At 65.2% G+C, this 17,228-nt stretch carries 20 protein-coding genes; 2 read left to right on the top strand and 18 right to left on the bottom strand.

Annotated features, from left to right (window positions below):
* Positions 1–107: 107 nt before the first annotated feature.
* Positions 108–1,202, top strand: a complete 1,095-nt coding sequence (dinB, locus tag CVN68_RS21110) for a DNA polymerase IV (protein ID WP_100283935.1) — start codon at positions 108–110, stop codon at positions 1,200–1,202.
* Positions 1,203–1,213: 11 nt separating this feature from the next.
* Here dinB and CVN68_RS21105 read toward each other — a convergent pair whose 3' ends face one another.
* Both CVN68_RS21105 and CVN68_RS21100 read right to left on the bottom strand, forming a co-directional pair.
* A complete protein-coding gene (locus tag CVN68_RS21105) occupies positions 1,214–1,978 on the bottom strand; it encodes a Crp/Fnr family transcriptional regulator (RefSeq protein ID WP_158299000.1) in 765 nt (254 codons plus the stop codon).
* Positions 1,979–2,086: 108 nt separating this feature from the next.
* The gene (locus CVN68_RS21100) at positions 2,087–2,344 is read right to left on the bottom strand and encodes a DUF6894 family protein (RefSeq protein WP_100283933.1); all 258 of its coding nucleotides are present in this window, start codon (positions 2,342–2,344) and stop codon (positions 2,087–2,089) included.
* 127 nt (positions 2,345–2,471) lie between these two features.
* Here CVN68_RS21100 and CVN68_RS21095 point away from each other — a divergent pair, with 127 nt between their 5' ends.
* Positions 2,472–2,870 carry a Dabb family protein gene (locus tag CVN68_RS21095; RefSeq protein WP_100283932.1) on the top strand — a complete coding sequence of 133 codons (399 nt, stop codon included), beginning with the start codon at positions 2,472–2,474 and terminating at the stop codon, positions 2,868–2,870.
* 129 nt (positions 2,871–2,999) lie between these two features.
* Here the strand turns inward: CVN68_RS21095 and nadA are convergent, their stop codons facing one another.
* The 16 genes from nadA to CVN68_RS21015 form a co-directional block, all read right to left on the bottom strand.
* Positions 3,000–4,028, bottom strand: coding sequence for a quinolinate synthase NadA (gene nadA / locus CVN68_RS21090; protein ID WP_100283931.1), 1,029 nt, complete (start codon positions 4,026–4,028; stop codon positions 3,000–3,002).
* A gap of 47 nt (positions 4,029–4,075) precedes the next feature.
* A complete protein-coding gene (locus CVN68_RS21085; RefSeq protein WP_100284586.1) occupies positions 4,076–4,864 on the bottom strand; it encodes a hypothetical protein in 789 nt (262 codons plus the stop codon).
* Between the two features lie 56 nt (positions 4,865–4,920).
* A complete protein-coding gene (locus tag CVN68_RS21080; protein WP_100283930.1) occupies positions 4,921–5,619 on the bottom strand; it encodes a DUF4230 domain-containing protein in 699 nt (232 codons plus the stop codon).
* Complete coding sequence (locus tag CVN68_RS21075) at positions 5,601–6,458, bottom strand: MBL fold metallo-hydrolase (protein ID WP_100284585.1); 858 nt, start codon at positions 6,456–6,458, stop codon at positions 5,601–5,603. Before CVN68_RS21075 ends, CVN68_RS21080 begins: the two co-directional genes overlap by 19 nt.
* A 252-nt stretch (positions 6,459–6,710) precedes the next feature.
* Positions 6,711–8,207, bottom strand: coding sequence for a M56 family metallopeptidase (locus CVN68_RS21070; protein WP_100283929.1), 1,497 nt, complete (start codon positions 8,205–8,207; stop codon positions 6,711–6,713).
* A complete protein-coding gene (locus CVN68_RS21065) occupies positions 8,204–8,572 on the bottom strand; it encodes a BlaI/MecI/CopY family transcriptional regulator (protein WP_100283928.1) in 369 nt (122 codons plus the stop codon). Before CVN68_RS21065 ends, CVN68_RS21070 begins: the two co-directional genes overlap by 4 nt.
* Before the next feature lie 511 nt (positions 8,573–9,083).
* Positions 9,084–9,416, bottom strand: a complete 333-nt coding sequence (gene grxD / locus CVN68_RS21060; RefSeq protein WP_100283927.1) for a Grx4 family monothiol glutaredoxin — start codon at positions 9,414–9,416, stop codon at positions 9,084–9,086.
* Positions 9,417–9,421: 5 nt separating this feature from the next.
* On the bottom strand, positions 9,422–9,661 hold the full coding sequence (locus CVN68_RS21055) for a BolA family protein (protein WP_077511614.1): 240 nt from the start codon (positions 9,659–9,661) through the stop codon (positions 9,422–9,424).
* Between the two features lies 1 nt (position 9,662).
* The gene (locus CVN68_RS21050; RefSeq protein ID WP_100284584.1) at positions 9,663–9,986 is read right to left on the bottom strand and encodes a DUF1476 domain-containing protein; all 324 of its coding nucleotides are present in this window, start codon (positions 9,984–9,986) and stop codon (positions 9,663–9,665) included.
* Between the two features lie 94 nt (positions 9,987–10,080).
* A complete protein-coding gene (locus CVN68_RS21045) occupies positions 10,081–11,079 on the bottom strand; it encodes an NADPH:quinone oxidoreductase family protein (protein ID WP_100283926.1) in 999 nt (332 codons plus the stop codon).
* Positions 11,042–11,671, bottom strand: a complete 630-nt coding sequence (gene leuD, locus CVN68_RS21040; protein ID WP_100283925.1) for a 3-isopropylmalate dehydratase small subunit — start codon at positions 11,669–11,671, stop codon at positions 11,042–11,044. The genes CVN68_RS21045 and leuD overlap by 38 nt, the downstream gene beginning before the upstream one ends.
* A gap of 144 nt (positions 11,672–11,815) precedes the next feature.
* A complete protein-coding gene (leuC, locus tag CVN68_RS21035) occupies positions 11,816–13,258 on the bottom strand; it encodes a 3-isopropylmalate dehydratase large subunit (protein ID WP_100283924.1) in 1,443 nt (480 codons plus the stop codon).
* Between the two features lie 225 nt (positions 13,259–13,483).
* Positions 13,484–14,452 (bottom strand): NAD-dependent epimerase/dehydratase family protein, encoded by a 969-nt coding sequence (locus CVN68_RS21030; protein ID WP_100283923.1) that lies wholly within the window; start codon positions 14,450–14,452, stop codon positions 13,484–13,486.
* 97 nt (positions 14,453–14,549) lie between these two features.
* The gene (locus CVN68_RS21025) at positions 14,550–15,230 is read right to left on the bottom strand and encodes a hypothetical protein (RefSeq protein WP_100283922.1); all 681 of its coding nucleotides are present in this window, start codon (positions 15,228–15,230) and stop codon (positions 14,550–14,552) included.
* A gap of 43 nt (positions 15,231–15,273) precedes the next feature.
* A complete protein-coding gene (locus CVN68_RS21020) occupies positions 15,274–16,452 on the bottom strand; it encodes a hypothetical protein (protein ID WP_100283921.1) in 1,179 nt (392 codons plus the stop codon).
* A 116-nt stretch (positions 16,453–16,568) separates the two neighbouring features.
* The gene (locus tag CVN68_RS21015) at positions 16,569–17,213 is read right to left on the bottom strand and encodes a 3-oxoacid CoA-transferase subunit B (RefSeq protein ID WP_100283920.1); all 645 of its coding nucleotides are present in this window, start codon (positions 17,211–17,213) and stop codon (positions 16,569–16,571) included.
* Between the last annotated feature and the right edge of the window lie 15 nt (positions 17,214–17,228).

Genomic DNA, 17,228 nt, shown 5'->3' with positions numbered 1-17,228 from the left:
ACCGGCAAGGGGCAGCTCCAGAGAGTTGCCCCTTCACACTCGACCGATCACCCTCTCGCTTCCGGCTTTGCCGTTCCCCTATTGTTCGGGACGCGCTAGACCGGGGCGTGAGCAACCCGCCTGCCCGGAAAATCATCCACATCGACATGGACGCCTTTTATGCGTCGGTCGAGCAACGCGATGCGCCCGAATTGCGGGGGCGCCCGGTGGCAGTGGGCTATGCCGCGGCGCGCGGGGTGGTGGCGGCGGCGAGCTATGAAGCGCGGACATTCGGCGTGCGATCCGCGCTGCCTTCGGTGACGGCGCTCAGGCGCTGCCCCGAGCTGGTCTTCGTCAAGCCGCAGTTCGAGGTGTACAAGGCGGTGTCGAAACAGATCCACGCGATCTTCGCCGACTATACCGAGCTGATCCAGCCGCTGTCGCTCGACGAGGCCTATCTCGACGTAACCGCCAACCGCCGCGGGATCGAAACGGCTTGGGCAACCGCGAAAGAGATCCGTGCGCGAATTCTCGAGGAGACCAAGCTCACTGCCTCGGCGGGGATTTCGTACAACAAGTTCCTCGCCAAGCTCGCCTCGGACCAGCGCAAGCCCAATGGCCAGTTCGCCGTGACTCCCGAGATGGGCGCGGCATGGGTGGAGACGCTGCCGGTGGGGCGCTTCCACGGCGTGGGGCCGGTAACCGCGGCCAAGATGAAGCGGCTGGGGATCGAGACCGGAGCGGATTTGCGTGACAAGTCGCTCGATTTCCTGCGCGCGCATTTCGGCAGCGCGGCCGAATGGTATCACGCCATTGCGCGCGGCGAGGACGAGCGGCCGGTGAACCCGTCGCGCGAGCGCAAATCCTCAGGATCCGAAACCACTTTCGACCGCGATCTGACCGAGCCGGCCGAGATCGAGGCGGGCGCGCTGCGCATGGCCGATGAGGTCTGGGACTGGTGCGACAAGGCGCAGGCGTTCGGGCGCACGGTGACGGTGAAGATCAAGTTCGGCGACTTCAAGCTGATCACGCGGAGCAAGAGCTTCGCGTCGGCGGTCCGCACCCAGGCGGCGCTACGCACGGCGAGCCGCGAACTGATCGGACTGGTGCTGCCGCCGGAGAAAGGAATCCGGCTGGTGGGGGTTACGGTGTCGAACTTCGAGACCGAGGCCGGGCCAGCCGATGCGCTGCCGCTGTTCGGCGTGGACGTGGACGCGGCCTAGGCCGGGTCCCCCTAGGCCGCGCTGAGCAAGCGCCTCTGCCGCTCGGGTCCGGTGTCCGCCACGAGATAGGAGGATTCGAAGTCGCCGATCGCGACGAGCTTGTCCCAGTCGGCGATCCGGACCTTGCCGCTCCTGATCGTGACCGCCCCTTCCTGACGAAGACTCTTCAGCGAGCGATTCACGTGCACCGAGGTCAGCGCCGCGGCATCGCCGAGCTGTTCCTGGGTGATGGGGAAATCATATTCCGTCAGGATTTCCCGATCGCGGCCGTACCGGATCGACATCTCGCACAGGATGTGCGCGAGCCGGCTCCGCGCATCACGCCTGCCGACATTGATCACCCATTGCAGGAGAATTGCCGCGTCGAGCATCGTGTCTCGCCAGAAAGCTTCGGCAACGGCCGGATAGCGCGCCATCAGATTGCGGATCGCGACGTGCGGAATCCGCAATATCACGGTATCACAGAGCGCAGTCAGGCCGCCGACTCCGACGGGCCGCACCGCGGAGCTGAGGTCGGGCATATCGCCCGGAATGTGAAAGGCAGTGATCTGCCGTGCGCCGGCCGCAGTCTGGCCCGTTCGACCGACCAGCCCCGAAACCACGAAGCAGCTGTACGCGGTCTCTTCGTTGATGTGCACGAAATCCTGTTTGGCGCGCACGTGAACAGCATGGCCCGGGAGCCCGAGGATCGCCTGCTTCTCTTCCTCGCTCAGTACCGAGCGGGCAGTCAATCGCTCAATGAACGGGCCGAAGTCGGCCTGGTCCGTGCAACTCATCGCCATTCTCCCGTATGCAAGCGGGAGCGCGAACATCTCTCAGCCATCGGCGCCTGCGAGGCATATACCGATGATACGAACACCAATAACACGGATTATAGTCGTGACCTAATCCTGAGCAGCTGAATCGTCAGTAAGCGTGATGACTTCGCGGAACCTGACCACCACGAGTACTTGGCCCTTTTCATCCGTCACCTCGATGCGATGACCGAGATCGACCGGCCGCGCCTTGGTCACATGATCGGCAATCAGCTCGCGCGCTGCCTCCATTGCGGCGCTCCGCGCCTTGCCGAGATCGGGAAAGTCGGAGCCTTCCTCATCCATCGCGTCGACATCGTTGAAAAGGTTCAAATAGTAACGCGGCATGAAAGGCTAAGCGCTGGGGATCGCGCGCGGTTCCATGCCCTCCCTTGACCCGAAGCTCTCGCACGAAGACTGTATCCGGCGGACCACGCCGCGGCGGCCGGCGATAGCGGAAGGATGAGATGCAAAGATGCCAATCAATCGCAGGGACGCAATGAAGGGCGTCGCGCTGGGCGCGGCGGCAGTGGCGGCCAACCCTGCCGCGGCAGCACCCGCCGGCGGGAAGATCGTCCACCACGTCTTCTTCTGGCTGAAGAACCCGGGCTCGACCGCAGACCGCGACGCGCTGATCGCGGGTGTGCGCGGGCTCGGCAAGGTAGAGGTGGTGCGTCGCCTCGAGGTGGGTGTTCCGGCATCGACCGAGCAGCGCGACGTAGTCGATTCGAGCTTCCACGTCTCCGAGATGCTGGTGTTCGACAATGTCGCCGACCAGAAGACCTATCAGGACCATCCGGTGCACAAGGACTTCATCGCGAAGTGCGAGCATCTGTGGGGCAAGGTGGTCGTCTACGACATGGTCACGGTGTAGCCGGCCCTGTCCGTCACCCCGGACTTGTTCCGGGGTCCACCAGGAGGCAGCGACGCATTCTCGCTTCCAGCTTCTCCGTCGCGGCATATGGGTTCCGGCACAGGGCCGGGATGAGGGATTCTGGAAAGCCTAGTCGCCCTTGCGGGGGTCACCGCCAACCGCGGGGACCGGGCCGAGATCGCCCTGCCCCACCGTGGCGCTCGCCATCTCGAGCATGCGATCGAGGCTGTGCTTCGCCTTGAGCCGCATGCCTTCCTCGATCTCGATGCGCGGGTTCAGGTCGCGCAGCGCGAGGTAGAGCTTCTCCATGTTGTTGAGTGCCATGTACGGGCAGATGTTGCAGTTGCAGTTGCCGTCCGCGCCGGGGGCCCCGATGAAATTCTTGCTCGGCAGCGCCTTTTCCATCTGGTGAATGATGTGCGGCTCGGTGGCGACGATCAGGGTCTGACCGGGGAAGCTCTTGGCGAAATCGAGGATGCCGCGGGTCGATCCGACATAATCGGCGTGATCGAGGATGTGCGGCGGGCATTCGGGATGCGCGGCGATCGGCGCTCCCGGGTGCTGCGCCTTGAGCTTGAGCAATTCGGTTTCCGAGAACGCCTCATGGACGATGCACACACCGGGCCAGAGCAACATCTCGCGGCCGAGCGTCCGGGTGAGATAGCCGCCGAGATTGCGATCGGGGCCGAAGATGATCTTCTGGCTTTCCGGGATCTGGCTCAGGATCTTCTCGGCGCTGGAACTGGTGACGATAATGTCGCTCAGCGCTTTCACTTCGACCGAGCAATTGATGTAGGTCAGCGCGATGTGATCCGGGTGCTTCGCGCGGAAGGCGGCGAACTGGTCGGGCGGGCAGCTGTCTTCGAGGCTGCAGCCGGCGTTCATGTCGGGGAGTACGACGATCTTGTCGGGCGACAGGATCTTGGCGGTTTCGGCCATGAAGCGCACGCCGCAGAACGCAATGACGTCGGCGTCGGTCTCGGCGGCCTTGCGCGAGAGATCGAGGCTGTCGCCGACGAAATCGGCGAGGTCCTGGAGCTCGGGCTTCTGGTAATAATGCGCGAGAATGACGGCGTTGCGCTCCTTGCGCAGCCGATCGATCTCCGTGCGAAGGTCGAGACCTGTCAGGCTTCCGCCGATGCCATTACGTGCGTCCATTGGGTCGGTGCGCCTTTCGGGGAACGATACGGCTCCCAAATGGCGGTCTAACGCCCGGTGATCAAGGGACCTGCGGGCGGCGGGGGAAACTCCAGCGGTGCGATTTGGGCGCCGGGGTGGCCCACAGTCACGGCGGCGTAGAGCGCGATGCCGAGCGGGGTATGGGGGATCCATGCGGTGGCGAGCTGCGTGGCGATCAGCGCGCCCACGCCCCACGCCCAGGCCGGATGGACCGCGCCGTGCCGTCGCCGATCGGCGAGGATGCCGATCAACGGCCAGACCATCACTGCGGCGAACACCGCCCAGCCGGCATAGGGGATCAGCAGCGGCATCGGCAGCAGCCGGCCGAACGCGGGTCCGGTAAGCACCGCCACGGCGCAATAAACGAGGCGGCGGTGCCATTCGGTGCGTCGCCGGAGCAGGATCGCGGCAGCGAGCAGGCCGCCGAAGCACAGGATGCTCAGCGAGTTCATCACGAGGAAATAAGCAGGGAGAAAGAAGAACGGGGTGGTGCCGTTCCGGACCATCGTCGCGGTGATAGTGATGCCGATCACCACCATCGCGCTCGCCCAGACCGCGCCGATCCAGCCGAGACGGCGGTGGAACGCGATCGAGCCGCGGGTGACGAAAACGTTCTGCACGACGTAGAGCGTGATGAAACCGAAAAAGACGATCGCGTGGAGATGGACGAGCGGCGGCGAGGCGAAGCTCGACCGGCCCATTGCGAGCTGAAGCGTGAAGCCGGCGACGATGATCAGCGCCATCGCGACTGCCATCGTCAGGAAGAAACGATCGTCGCGGCCATATCCCGGAAGCGGTGTCGCCTGCGTCGCCATGCCCATCCCCTTCATGTTCACGCAGACGCGAAGCTAACCCAAGGGTGCGCGAGCGGCTACCATTTGTTGGCGAGGACATCCTCGGGGCGGCGCGATCGATCCCAGTCCTCGGTCGGGCGCTCGTCGGGGAAGAATACCGCGACCCTGGCGTCGAGCCCGGCGGCCTTGAGCGGCATCGCGAAGCTGCGCTCGATCGCGCGGCGAGTAGCCTCCTTGGCGAGCTTCATCGGCGTGGGGCCGCGGGCCTGGCGGATCAGTTCCTGCTGGCCGGACTTGCGATTGGCGGCGTCGAGCTGCTTTTCGACATCGGTGAAGCGCATCAGCAGCCCGCCTTGCGAATATTCGCGGATACCATCGAGATCGACGTCGGGGCCGATCACTTCGAGCGGCGGGAGCAGGATGGTGAGCCGGTTGGTCGCGGCGTCCCATGACAGGCTCTTCTGCTGGAGCTTGGCCAGATCAACTTCGTAACGGACCATGCCGGGCATGATCAGCGTCTTCTCGGCGGTCATGCCGAGGCGGCTCTGCTTCGAAGTGACCACCGCGACATAGCGCGCGGCGAAGGTGGAGAGGCGGTTCTGCTCGCGCAGCCCTTGCAGGCTCGCTTGCGCGACGGTGACCGGATCGGGGCCGCGGAACTGGCTCTTGACCGTATCGCCGAGGAACCAGAAGCCGGCGCCGATCGCAAGGACGAGCGCGGCGAGCAATGCGCCGAACTTGAGGCAGCCCCAGCGCTTCACGCGGCTATCTTCCACGCATCGCCCTCCCCCTGGACGAGGCCGCGCGCGCGCAGATCGAGCAGATGGGCGAGCACCGAGCGGCCGGCGGCACCGGTGAGGCGCGGATCGAGGCCGACATACATGCGCTCGACCATTTCGGGGACCGCGCCGATGTCCTCGCGCAGCAGACGGAGGATCTGGCCCTCGCGCTGCTTGCGGTGGCCCATCAGCCCGCGGACGAAGCGGCGGGGTTTCTCGATCGGATCGCCATGCGCGGGGAAATAGATGCGGTCTTCGCGCGACATCAATTTGTCGAGGCTGGCCATGTATGCCGCCATGTCGCCGTCGGGGGGGGCGACGACGGTAGTCGACCAGCCCATGACATGGTCGCCGGTGAACAGCGCGCCTGCTTGCGGTAGCGCGAAGGCGAGATGATTCGACGTGTGCCCGGGGGTGGCGACTGCAGTGAGGGTCCAGTCGGGGCCGGTGATGCTCTCCCCATCGGCGAGGACGCGATCGGGGGCATAACCGGTGTCGAAGGCGGCGTCGGCGCGGGGGCCGGCGTCTTCGAGGGTGAGCGGGGCGCAGCCGATTATCGGGGCACCGGTGGCGGCCTTCAGCGCGGCGGCGCCGGGACTGTGGTCGCGATGGGTGTGGGTGCACAGGATCGCAGTGACAGGGCAGCCGTTGATCGCGGCGAGGAGCGCGTCGAGATGCGCGGGATCGTCGGGACCGGGATCGATCACTGCCAGTTCGGTAGTGCCGATAAGGTAGGTCTGGGTGCCGGTATAGGTGAAAGGCGACGGGTTGGGCGCCAAGACACGGGTGACCAGAGGCTCGACCGCGAGCGCGATGCCAGTGGGAGCCTCGATCATGCTGGGGATGTGGCGGGTGAAGGCGGTGGGCGCAAGGGCTCCGTACTGCTCCTCCCTAAGCCACATGCTCCGGCGAAGGCCGGAGCGCTGGCCGCATAGGATGTCATGTGAAGCCAGCGCTCCGGCCTTCGCCGGGGCACGGATGGCTGGTACGCCAACCGTCTAAAATTAAACGGGGCCGGCTGCGAAGGAGTTCAGCCGGCCCCGTCGTGAAGGGTGTCCGCGGGGCTTGCGGACGCCCCTCCCCTCTCGTCAATCCTCGTCGCGTTCCTTGGCGAGTTCGGCCATCGCCTCGTCGATGCCCTTGAGCGCCTTGGCGCGCTCTTCCGCCGACAGATCGACTTCGGCCTCGATCGAGCGGCGCGCCATGCGCAGCCCCATCCGGGCACTGTCCATGCCGAGCGCCTTGTAGCGCGTCGCCATCCGTTCGGCATCGGCGGCGGCCATCTCGATCCGATCGGTGCAGATGATCATGATCTTCTTGTCGCCGTCCTTGCGATGCTCGACCGTCGGCTTGTCACCCTTGCCGCATTTGCCGTCGCGGATCTCGGGGATCGAGGCACGGATCGCGTCGACATCGGGCATGGCGACCTCGTCCTTGCTGCCGTCGGCGCGAACGATGACCATTTTCCGGACGCGCTTGCCGTCCTTCTCGTCGACCGAGAAGCGCTGAACGTGGACCTTGTGCGGCCCCTCGGCCATTGCGGGTGCCTCGGGCGCTTCAGGCGCTTCGGCCGCGGCGGGCGCTTCGGGAGGCGCCGGCGGCGCGGGCATATCCTGGGCGAGATCCATGCCGGTGACGGTCTCGACCTTGCTCTTGAGCGTCTCGGCAGCCTGCGTTCCCGAGGCAGTGAGCCCGAGAGCGGCAACCGAGAGCGCGCCGACGCCGATCAATCCCGCGGCGGCGCGGGTGGGGGAAAATTGCCGGGTCTTCGAAAGCATGCGTAACCTCCCTTTGACTTCGTTGATGGTGTGCAAATGACACGCCGCCGAGACCGCACCCCCATGCGCGGACTTGACGATCGCACGGCCATAAGCATGGCGCAGTGCCTGGGCGCGGCCGGCGAGCACGAGGGCGTCGCAGGCCATTTCCTGATCGGCGCGGAAGGCGCGGAACGCCCGCCAGGCGATTGGATTGAACCAGTGGAGCGCGAGGACGAACAGCGCCACCCAATTGGCGATCAAGTCGCCGCGGACATGGTGGCCGAGTTCATGAGCGAGCGCGAGATCGCGCTCCTGCTCGTCGTATCGCTCGGAGAAATCGCGCGGGAACGCGACATATTTGCGGAACACGCCGAAGGCCAGCGGGCCATGCGCGGCGTCGGTCTCGATCACCCGGACCTTGCCTTGCGCGACGGTACGATCGACGCGGGCGCGGCGCAGCAGATTGGCGGTGTAGCGGCCGTGCGAGACGAGGTGGTAGCCTAGGAACGCCGCGGCACCGAGCGCCCAGACGAGGAGGATCGCCATCCACAAGCCGAAGCTACCCTCGGCCCCTGCCGACGGGGCGGCGCCGAGCGGCTCGACGATATAGACTGCGACGATGTTGCTCGCCGCGGCGACCGGTGCCGCCGCCTGCTCGCGCCAGCTCGCTGGTAGCGGCGGCAGCAGCAGGCGCGCGACGGGCAGCAACCATAAGGCATAGGCGATCTGCGGCCCGAACGATTTGCGCACGGGGCCGCGCAGCGCCAGCACCAGCAGCATCAGCAAGCTGGTGGCGACGAAGGTCTCGAGTGCCCAGCCGATCATGATTTCAGCTCCTTCAGCAGCGCTTCGATCTCGGCGATGTCCTGATCGGTGATCGCGTCGCGCTCGGCGAGGTGGGCGACCAGGGGCGTGAGCTTGCCGCCGAACAGCCGATCCATGAAGCGGCGCGATTCACCGACGACATAGTCCGCGCGCTCGACCAAGGGGCGGTAGCGATAGCGGCGCCCGTCTTCCTCGTGGCCGATGATGCTCTTGGCAAGCAGGCGGCCGAGCAGGGTCTTGACGGTGTTGGCGCTCCAGTCGCGCTCGGCGGGGACCCGCTCGGCGACTTCCTGCGCAGTGAGCGGCGACTCCTCCCAGAGCACCTCCATCACTGCCTGCTCGGCTTCGCTGATCCGCTCGGTCATGAGTCCCTCGTACTGACTACGGCTGTAATCGCCACGATTACGTCTGTAGTCAAGGGGGTGAACGGCCGATGAACGGATTCTGTCAGATGCGTGTCACTGTCTCGCGAAGGTGTCGGATTTGCTTACAATGGGGGTGGCCGCCGGCGCGACGTTAACCATCGAAGGGATTGAGAAAGCACGGTTCGCGCAAAGTGGCACGGCGAGTGCAAAGTATCAGGCACCCGAGCGTTTCGACGCTTCATTTCAGGGTGGGTCGACCGCTTACTTACCGGTCTCGCGTCGACCCACCCGACCCGGGTTCCCTGACATCGATGGCGCGACTCGGCGGGTTTTGCGATTCCCCGTGCTCCGGCGCAGGCCGGAGCGCTGGATCACGCGCGACCACCTATGCGGCCAACGCTCCGGCCTGCGCGATGCCGTGCGAGCAGCAAGAGGTTCCTGCTAATCGATATCGGCACAGCGGACCCCGGCACAAGGCCGGGATGACGACGATGTTATCGCGATCGGCCGATCAAGCCTGCGCGGCGACGCCCTTGTCGGCCAGCAGCTGGGCGAGTTCGCCGCTCTCGTACATCTCCATCATGATGTCCGATCCGCCGACGAATTCACCCCTCACATAGAGCTGGGGGATCGTCGGCCAGTCGGAGAAGGCCTTGATGCCCTGACGGACGCCCTGGTCCTGGAGCACGTCGACGCTCTCGAACTCGACGCCGAGATGGGTGAGGATCGCGATCGCGCGGCTCGAAAAGCCGCATTGCGGGAAGAGCGGGCTCCCCTTCATGAACAGCAAAACGGGATTGGCATCTACCAGACCCTGAATGCGCGCGTGAACGTCGTCGGTCATTTCTATCACTCCTCGGCCGGCGCTTCGGTGGTCAGCTGGAGCGCGTGGAGCACCCCGCCCATGCGCCCGCCGAGCGCTGCATAAACCGCCTGGTGCTGGCGCACCCGCGGCATTCCTTTGAACATGGGGGCGACGACGCGCGCTGCATAGTGGTCGCCGTCACCGGCGAGGTCGGTGATCTCGACGCGGGCATCGGGGATGCCGGCGCGGATCAGTTCCTCGATCTCGGCCGCCGCCATCGCCATGTTATTTGGATTCCATCAGCTGGCGGCGCGCCTCGATCGTCTGCTCCTGGATCGCGCTGCGGATCGTCGCATCGTCGACCTCCACGCCCGCAGCGAGCAAGTCGCCGAGCAGCTTGCGGATCACGTCCTCATCGCCCGCTTCCTCGAAATCGGCCTGGACCACGGCCTTGGCATAAGCGTCGGTCTCTTCAGGCGTGAGCTTCATCCTGGCGGCAGCCCATTGACCGAGCAGGCGGTTGCGCCGCGCGGCGATGCGGAAGGCGATGTCCTCGTCATGGGCGAACTTCGCCTCGAACCCGCGCTCGCGATCGTCGAAAGTGGTCATGTGCTGCTCGCCTTTTGATCTGGTTTCGCCGAGATAGGTCGGACCTGGCAGCATGGCAACGGCACAATCCTCCCCCGCTGCGCGAGGGAGGATTTTAGCTGACCTGCACCACCAATTTCCCGATCGCCTGCCGCGCGGCCATCTTCGCAATCGCCTTTCCGCCTTCCGCCAGCGCAAAGGTCTCGGTCACGCGCGGGGCGATCTTGCCTTCTTTCCACAGCCGGAACAGATGCTCGACATGCGCCTGATTGGCCTGCGGATCGCGCGCGGCGAAGGCGCCCCAGAACACCCCGCAGACGTCGCAGCTCTTGAGCAAAGTGAGGTTGAGCGGGAGTTTCGGAATGCCGGCGGGGAAGCCGACCACCAGATAGCGCCCTTCCCAGCCGATCGCGCGCAAGGCGGGCTCGGCATAGTCGCCGCCTACGGGATCGTAGATGACATCGGCACCCCTGGGACCAACTGCGGCTTTGAACGTCTCGCTCAGCGCCTTCGATTGGTCCTTGTCGAAGGGCGCGCGCGGATAGACGAGCGTCTCGTCGGCACCCGCGGATCGCGCTGCCTCGGCCTTTTCCTCCGAGGAAACCGCAGCGACGACACGGGCGCCGAACGCCTTGCCAAGCTCGATCGCGGCGAGACCGACACCGCCGGCGGCGCCGAGGATGAGCAGGGTCTGCCCGGCTTCGAGATGCCCGCGGTCGAGCAAGGCATGGATCGTCGTGGCATAAGTGAGGAGCAGCGCGGCGCCTTCCTCGAAGCTGCGGCCCTCGGGAAGCGGATAGAGCCGCGCCGCGTCGACCGCGACCTTTTCGGCCAGCCCGCCATGGCCGATTACGCCGAGCACCCGGTCACCCAGCGCGAATTGCGTCACGCCTTCGCCCACTGCCTCGACCACGCCAGCGATCTCGCCGCCCGGCGCGAACGGGCGCGGCGGCTTGAACTGGTATTTGTCTTCAATGATCAGAACGTCGGGATAATTGATCGCGCAGGCACGGACCGCGACCAGCACCTGGCCCTTGCCCGGCGTGGGATCGGGAAGATCCGAGACGCTTAGAGTTTCAGGTCCGCCCGGCGCCTGCGATAAGAGTGCCTTCATTGCCCGCTCCCACTGCGATCCACGGCCGCGACGTGGCGACACCGGATTCGTATTTCGAAATCTCGGTATCTTTTGCCAGTGTCAGGCCGATCTCGTCCAGCCCCTGCATCAGGCAATCGCGGCGGAAGGCATCGAGGTAGAAGGGAAAGCGATCCTGGAAAGGCGTGGTGACCGTCATTGTCTCGAGGTCGATGGTGACGGGATTGTCGCGCGCGACTTCGACCAGCCGGTCGATCGCTTCCTGCGGGAGCACCACGGGGACGATGCCGTTCTTGAAAGCATTGCCCGAAAAGATGTCCGAGAAGCTCGGCGCGATCACCGCCATGATGCCCATGTCGGCGAGCGCCCAGGCGGCGTGCTCGCGGCTCGATCCGCAGCCGAAATTGTCGCCCGCGATCAGGATCGGGCTGCCGGCATAACGCGGATCGTCGAAGATGTTGTCGGGCTGCGCGCGCACCGTCTCGAACGCGCCCTGCCCCAGCCCTTCGCGCGTGGTGGTCTTGAGCCAATGCGCGGGGATGATGATGTCGGTGTCGATATTCTTGGCGCCCCACGGATAAGCGCGCCCCTCGACCTGGCGAACGGGCTCCATCAGAATATCTCCGGCTTTATCGGGGTGCGGGCGTATCCGTCGACGGCGTCTGTGCCTTGACCCGGGTGGCATAGGCCGCGGCGAGGCCGCTCACGATCGTCGCCGCGATCAACGCGTATAGCGCATGCTTCATTGGGCACTCCCTCACACATCCGCCGACATCAGCTCCCTGACATCGGTGAGGCGCCCCGTGACCGCCGCCGCCGCCGCCATGGCGGGAGAGAGCAGATGGGTTCGTGCGCCCGGACCCTGCCTTCCTACGAAGTTTCGATTCGAGGTGGAAGCACAACGTTCGCCGGGGGGAACCTTGTCCGGGTTCATCGCGAGGCACATCGAGCAGCCGGGCTCGCGCCATTCGAAGCCGGCTTCGGTGAAGATGCGGTCAAGCCCCTCGGCCTCGGCCTGGAGCTTGACGAGGCCCGATCCGGGCACGACCAAGGCCTGACGGATGCGGTCGGCGACATGGCGCCCCTTCACCACCGCGGCGGCGGCACGCAGATCCTCGATGCGGCTGTTGGTGCAGCTGCCGATGAAGACGTGCTCGATCTGGATATCCTGCATCGCAGTGCCCGCGGCGAGACCCATATAATCGAGCGACTTCTGCGCGGCGACGCGCTTGGAGGGATCGGCGAAGCTCTGCGGATCGGGGATCACGCCGGTGATCGACACGACGTCCTCGGGGCTGGTGCCCCAGGTCAGCGACGGTGCGATGTCGCTGGCGTGGAGGAGGACGGTCTTGTCGTAACGCGCGCCCGCGTCGGTCGGCAGCGTGCGCCAATAGGCGACGGCCTTGTCCCAATCCTCGGCCGAGGGCGCGAGCGGACGGCCCTTGAGATAGGCGAAGGTCGTCTCGTCCGGGGCGATGAGTCCTGAGCGCGCGCCGCCCTCGATCGACATGTTCGAGACGGTCAGGCGGCCTTCGACCGACATCGCGCGGATGACTTCGCCGGTGAATTCGATGACGTATCCCGTGCCCCCGGCAGCGCCGATCTTGCCGATGATCGCGAGAACGACGTCCTTGGGGCTGACGCCGAAACCCAGCGACCCATCGACGCGGATCTCGAGCGTCTGCGATTGCTGGAGCAGCAGGGTCTGGGTGGCTAGGACGTGCTCGACCTCCGATGTGCCGATGCCGAAGGCGAGCGCGCCGAGCGCGCCGTGCGCCGAGGTGTGGCTGTCGCCGCAAACCAAGGTGGTGCCGGGGAGCGTGAAACCCTGTTCGGGGCCGACGACATGGACGATCCCCTGCCGCGGATCGAGCGCGTCGATATAAGGCACGCCGAACGCGGCGACGTTGCTGCGCAGCGCCGCGAGCTGGCCGGCGCTCGCCACATCGGCGATCGGCAATGCGTTGCCGGCGGCATCGACCCGCGCGGTGGTGGGAAGGTTGTGGTCAGGGACCGCAAGAGTGAGATCGGGCCGGCGCACCGGACGCCCGGCGGCGCGGAGCCCGGCAAATGCCTGCGGGCTGGTGACTTCGTGGACGAGATGCCGGTCGATATAGATCAGGCAGGTGCCATCATCGCGGCGTTCGACGACATGGTCCGCCCAGATCTTCTCGTACAGCGTGCGGGGTTTGCTGGCCATGCAGGCGATCTAGTCCGATCGTGCGCCAGAGCAAGCCGCTACGCAATTTTGCGTCGGGAAGCTGGGCTATTCGCAGGACTCCAGCCTATATTCGTCACCCCGGCCCTGTGCCGGGGTCCACTCAGCCTCGCTGTATGCCTTCGAGCCTCTTGCGCAACGCTTGCCTCCCGGTGGACCCCGGCACAAGGCCGGGGTGACGAAAGGGGCTTGGTGCCGGGTGCACACTCATTGCGCCGGCGCCCTCTCAACTTCCTTGGGCGAGACATAGGATGGATCGTGCGCGAAAGGCAGCGAGTATCCAGCCTTCAATGCATCGAGCACTGCCCGAAAATCCGTCTCGCAGCGGAAGTCGAAGACCTGCTCTGCACGCGCGGCGTCATAAATACGGCTGATCGAATTGGGCAGTTCCCAGCCTTTGGCGGCGTATAACGCAGGTGCATCGGGGAAATAACGTGCGATTACTGTCGCGGCATCGCGTTTGAGTTCTTCGCATTCGTCGCGATCGAACGGCGTCGGCGCGGATATGATGAAGCTGCCAAAGCCGATCCGCGGCGCGGAATCGAGCGCCGCGATATGCGCGCGCGCAGCATCCTCCACGGTAAGGCGGCGGTGGAGCAGCTCGTTGGCCTTCATATTCTCGCCGGAGAGCGTGCGATGCGTATCGTCCTCCTCTGGAAAGAAGCGGCTGGTGCGAAGCACGACGCTGTTGAGGCCCTTTTCGAGATGCGCGAGCCGGCAGAGCTGCTCTGCGGCGAGCTTTGTGACGCCGTAGATGTTGCGCGGCTCGATCGGCCCGCTGGTCTCGTCGAGCCATATTGCATGATCGCCGAGTTCATTGCGGATCGCCTCGCTGATCATCAGCGAGGTGGTCGAAGTGAAGACGAAGCGGTCGTGCCCCGCCGCGGTGGCGGCCTCGAGCAGGTTGAGCGTGCCGGTGACGTTGACGTCGACGAACGCCTGCGCCGGATAACGCACGATGTCGGGCTTGTGCAGCGCGGCGCCGTGGATCACTGCCTCGATGCCATGCTCGGCGAAGATGCGGTCGATCGAGGCGCGATCGGCGACCGAGCCGATCACGTCGGTGTCCGCACCGGGCGCGACGTCGAGGCCGGTCACCACGTCGCCGCGGGCGCGCAGCATCGGCGCGAGGAATCGGCCCAGCCAGCCGGACGAACCTGTCAGCAGGATGCGCATGGGGCGCCCTATGCCCGACTCGGCACCCCGGCGAAAGCCGGGGTCGCGGGCGGCCTACGCTGCGGCATGCGATCCCGGCTCTCGCCGGGATGGCGGCTTAGACGAGCGCCGGCATCGGCGAAGCCTTCGCCTCCGCGGGATCGTGCGCGTCGGCCCAATCGGTGCAGCGCTCGAGCCACGGATTGAGGAACAATGCCGGCAGCTTGAGGAACAACAGCTCGGAATGGATGAAGCTGTCGATCGCGCGCTCCCACCATTTGGGGTCGCGCTTGCCGTTCGCCTTGAGCCAGCCTTCATAGGGCGCCCAATGGCTCGGCTCGTCCTTCTCGATGATGCGGAAGATCTTCATCAGCACTTTGTCGCCCGTGACCATCGGGTGGCGGAGCAGGATGTCGACCTGCTTGTAGCCACGCTGCTCGGTGAGCGAGATCACACGGCAGAGTTTCTCGAACTGGTCGTCCTCGGCGATGATCGCCCGGGTATCGAGATCGTCGATTGTGCGGCGGAACATGATCTCGACGAAGCGATCGATATGGCCGCAGGTGCGATCAACCCGGAGCGGCATCTTGCCCTGCAACTGGAACCAGCGCTTGAACATCAGATAGTGTTTGCGCTCGTCGGCGCGGTGCTTTTCGATCGCGGCGATCAAGGCGAGATCGCCGGGCGCCCGCACCCGCACCGCCTCGAGCACACGATCGATGCTCGTATAGCCCCGGTGCTCGTTATAGATGTAGATCGAGCCCAGCAGGTCGAGATAACGGCGGCGAAACCAGCCCATAGACCAAGGCTAGGCCTGCCCTGCCCGGGCGTCAACGCGATGCTCAGGCGCCTGCCGGGCGGGGCGGCTCCTCCGTGCCGATTGTGATGTCGGGGCTGTCGGAAACGGCGGCTGTCGCCGCTTCCACCGGATCGGGTTGATCGACAACTGTCGCGTCCGTCGCGGCCGTCTCCGCGGGGCCGTTGGCGCCCGGCGTCGGCACGACCTGGACCGGCGTGTCCTTGCCCGCCGGCTCGGCCGTACCAAAATTGGTCTTGCTCAGCAGGTTCGGAACCAGGCGCTCGAAGAAGCCGGCGACGAAGCCGATCAGGAAAACGGTGAGGCCGTTATAGGAACCCTCGGTGGGGCCGTGCACGATGGCCTGATTGTCGAACACCGCAGTCGACACCAGATCGGTGGCGAACAGGCTGTAGAGGACCGCGCCCGAGATCGCGCCGATCACCATTCGCAGCGTCACGTCGATGCGGTTCTCGCGGTTCTGCAGATCGATCACGACGTCGCGGCTCTTCAATCCCGTGACGATCGAGAAGAACGCGCCGACCGTTCCCCCTGAAACCGCGGTCCAGACGGGTCCGAGCTCGGGCGGGAAACGATGGATCGAGTCGAAGGCGCCCGCGGTCAGCAGCGTGGTCAGCCCGACCATGCCGATCACCAGCAGGAAGGCGCGATCGACATATTGCCCCCGCGCGATCGCAGTCCGCTCCGCGATGAGATCGTTCTTGACCTGGGCGAGCAGCTCCTGCGCGAGCTCCAGATTGTTCCCGTCCTCGAGCACCGTGATGATCGCATCCGCTACCCGGCGGTCGTAGCGATAGACCTTGCGGAACTGTTCGCGCTTGGCGCGCGTGCGCCGCCAGTCGAGTGGTCCGCTGAAGAAGCCGGGCGGCGATGCGTCCGGTTTGTCGTCACTCCCGGCATTGTGACTTCGACCCGTGGCTTCGCCGTCCACGGTGCCATCGTCGTTTGCGCTACGCCAGCCGTTGATCAGACCGTTGATCTGCCCGCGCATCGGCATCAGCGGAACGATCCGCGACCGCTGCTGCGATCTGAGAGGCTCCTGATCGGGATCGGCATAGTGCACGATCATTCGGTCGCGCGTACGGTAGATCGCATAGAGAGGCGGATTATACGAATAGACCTTGAGGATCCGCTCGCCGGCGGGATCCTTTGCACCTTTGACGATATCCTCGACCTTGCTGGCACACGCTTCGTCGTTGGGCATAGCCAAACCCCCGTCGATTCCCGGGCAGTGATCCGAACAGGATGAATGCCAGAATATCCAACGAGGGGCTATACTATTGCTGGATTGCGCCTCTGCTCAGCCGCGACATCGCGTATTCAGGCAACGAGCGCCGAATATCCTGCCGTGGTCTTCGCCGCCACTTCCTCCGCGGTCATCCCGGGCGCCAGCTCGATCAGCCGGAACGGGCTGTCATGATCGACGCGCTGGAACACCGCGAGATCGGTGATGATCATGTCGACGACGTTCCTGCCGGTGAGCGGCAAGGTGCATTCGGGAATGAACTTGGGATCGCCGTTCTTGCTGGTATGCTCCATCACCACGATGATCTTCTTGACCCCGGCGACGAGATCCATCGCGCCACCCATGCCCTTGATCATCTTGCCGGGGATCATCCAGTTGGCGATGTCGCCCTTCTCGCTCACTTCCATCGCGCCCAGCACGGTCAAGTCGATATGCCCGCCGCGGATCATCGCGAAACTGTCGGACGAGCTGAAATAGACCGAGCTGGGCAGCTCGCTGATCGTCTGCTTGCCGGCATTGATCAGGTCCGGGTCGACTTCGTCGTCATACGGAAACGGCCCGATGCCGAGCATGCCGTTTTCGGACTGGAGCGTGACCTCGACGCCTTCGGGGATATGATTGGCGACGAGCGTCGGAATGCCGATGCCGAGATTGACGTAGAAGCCGTCCTGCAGCTCTTTCGCGGCGCGCGCGGCCATTTCGTCACGGGTCCAGGGCATTATCGTTGGTCTCCA

Origin of the sequence: Sphingomonas psychrotolerans (assembly GCF_002796605.1) — a bacterium.
In the GTDB taxonomy this organism is placed as follows: Bacteria; Pseudomonadota; Alphaproteobacteria; order Sphingomonadales; family Sphingomonadaceae; genus Sphingomonas; species Sphingomonas psychrotolerans.
This window is presented reverse-complemented; position numbering and strand designations above follow the sequence as displayed.

Bases quoted from the DNA above. Each gene is read 5' to 3' on its own strand.
- leuC (WP_100283924.1), bottom strand. From the start codon at position 13,258: ATGGCCAGCAAACCCCGCACGCTGTACGAGAAGATCTGGGCGGACCAT.
- grxD (WP_100283927.1), bottom strand. From the start codon at position 9,416: ATGACCGACGACGTTCACGCGCGCATTCAGGGTCTGGTAGATGCCAAT.
- CVN68_RS21095 (WP_100283932.1), top strand. From the start codon at position 2,472: ATGCCAATCAATCGCAGGGACGCAATGAAGGGCGTCGCGCTGGGCGCG.
- CVN68_RS21075 (WP_100284585.1), bottom strand. From the start codon at position 6,458: ATGATCGAGGCTCCCACTGGCATCGCGCTCGCGGTCGAGCCTCTGGTC.
- CVN68_RS21085 (WP_100284586.1), bottom strand. From the start codon at position 4,864: ATGGCGACGCAGGCGACACCGCTTCCGGGATATGGCCGCGACGATCGT.
- CVN68_RS21045 (WP_100283926.1), bottom strand. From the start codon at position 11,079: ATGAAGGCACTCTTATCGCAGGCGCCGGGCGGACCTGAAACTCTAAGC.
- CVN68_RS21030 (WP_100283923.1), bottom strand. From the start codon at position 14,452: ATGCGCATCCTGCTGACAGGTTCGTCCGGCTGGCTGGGCCGATTCCTC.
- CVN68_RS21105 (WP_158299000.1), bottom strand. From the start codon at position 1,978: ATGAGTTGCACGGACCAGGCCGACTTCGGCCCGTTCATTGAGCGATTG.
- CVN68_RS21065 (WP_100283928.1), bottom strand. From the start codon at position 8,572: ATGACCGAGCGGATCAGCGAAGCCGAGCAGGCAGTGATGGAGGTGCTC.
- CVN68_RS21050 (WP_100284584.1), bottom strand. From the start codon at position 9,986: ATGACCACTTTCGACGATCGCGAGCGCGGGTTCGAGGCGAAGTTCGCC.
- CVN68_RS21070 (WP_100283929.1), bottom strand. From the start codon at position 8,207: ATGATCGGCTGGGCACTCGAGACCTTCGTCGCCACCAGCTTGCTGATG.
- CVN68_RS21020 (WP_100283921.1), bottom strand. From the start codon at position 16,452: ATGCCCAACGACGAAGCGTGTGCCAGCAAGGTCGAGGATATCGTCAAA.
- CVN68_RS21055 (WP_077511614.1), bottom strand. From the start codon at position 9,661: ATGGCGATGGCGGCGGCCGAGATCGAGGAACTGATCCGCGCCGGCATC.
- CVN68_RS21100 (WP_100283933.1), bottom strand. From the start codon at position 2,344: ATGCCGCGTTACTATTTGAACCTTTTCAACGATGTCGACGCGATGGAT.
- CVN68_RS21015 (WP_100283920.1), bottom strand. From the start codon at position 17,213: ATGCCCTGGACCCGTGACGAAATGGCCGCGCGCGCCGCGAAAGAGCTG.
- CVN68_RS21025 (WP_100283922.1), bottom strand. From the start codon at position 15,230: ATGGGCTGGTTTCGCCGCCGTTATCTCGACCTGCTGGGCTCGATCTAC.
- nadA (WP_100283931.1), bottom strand. From the start codon at position 4,028: ATGGACGCACGTAATGGCATCGGCGGAAGCCTGACAGGTCTCGACCTT.
- leuD (WP_100283925.1), bottom strand. From the start codon at position 11,671: ATGGAGCCCGTTCGCCAGGTCGAGGGGCGCGCTTATCCGTGGGGCGCC.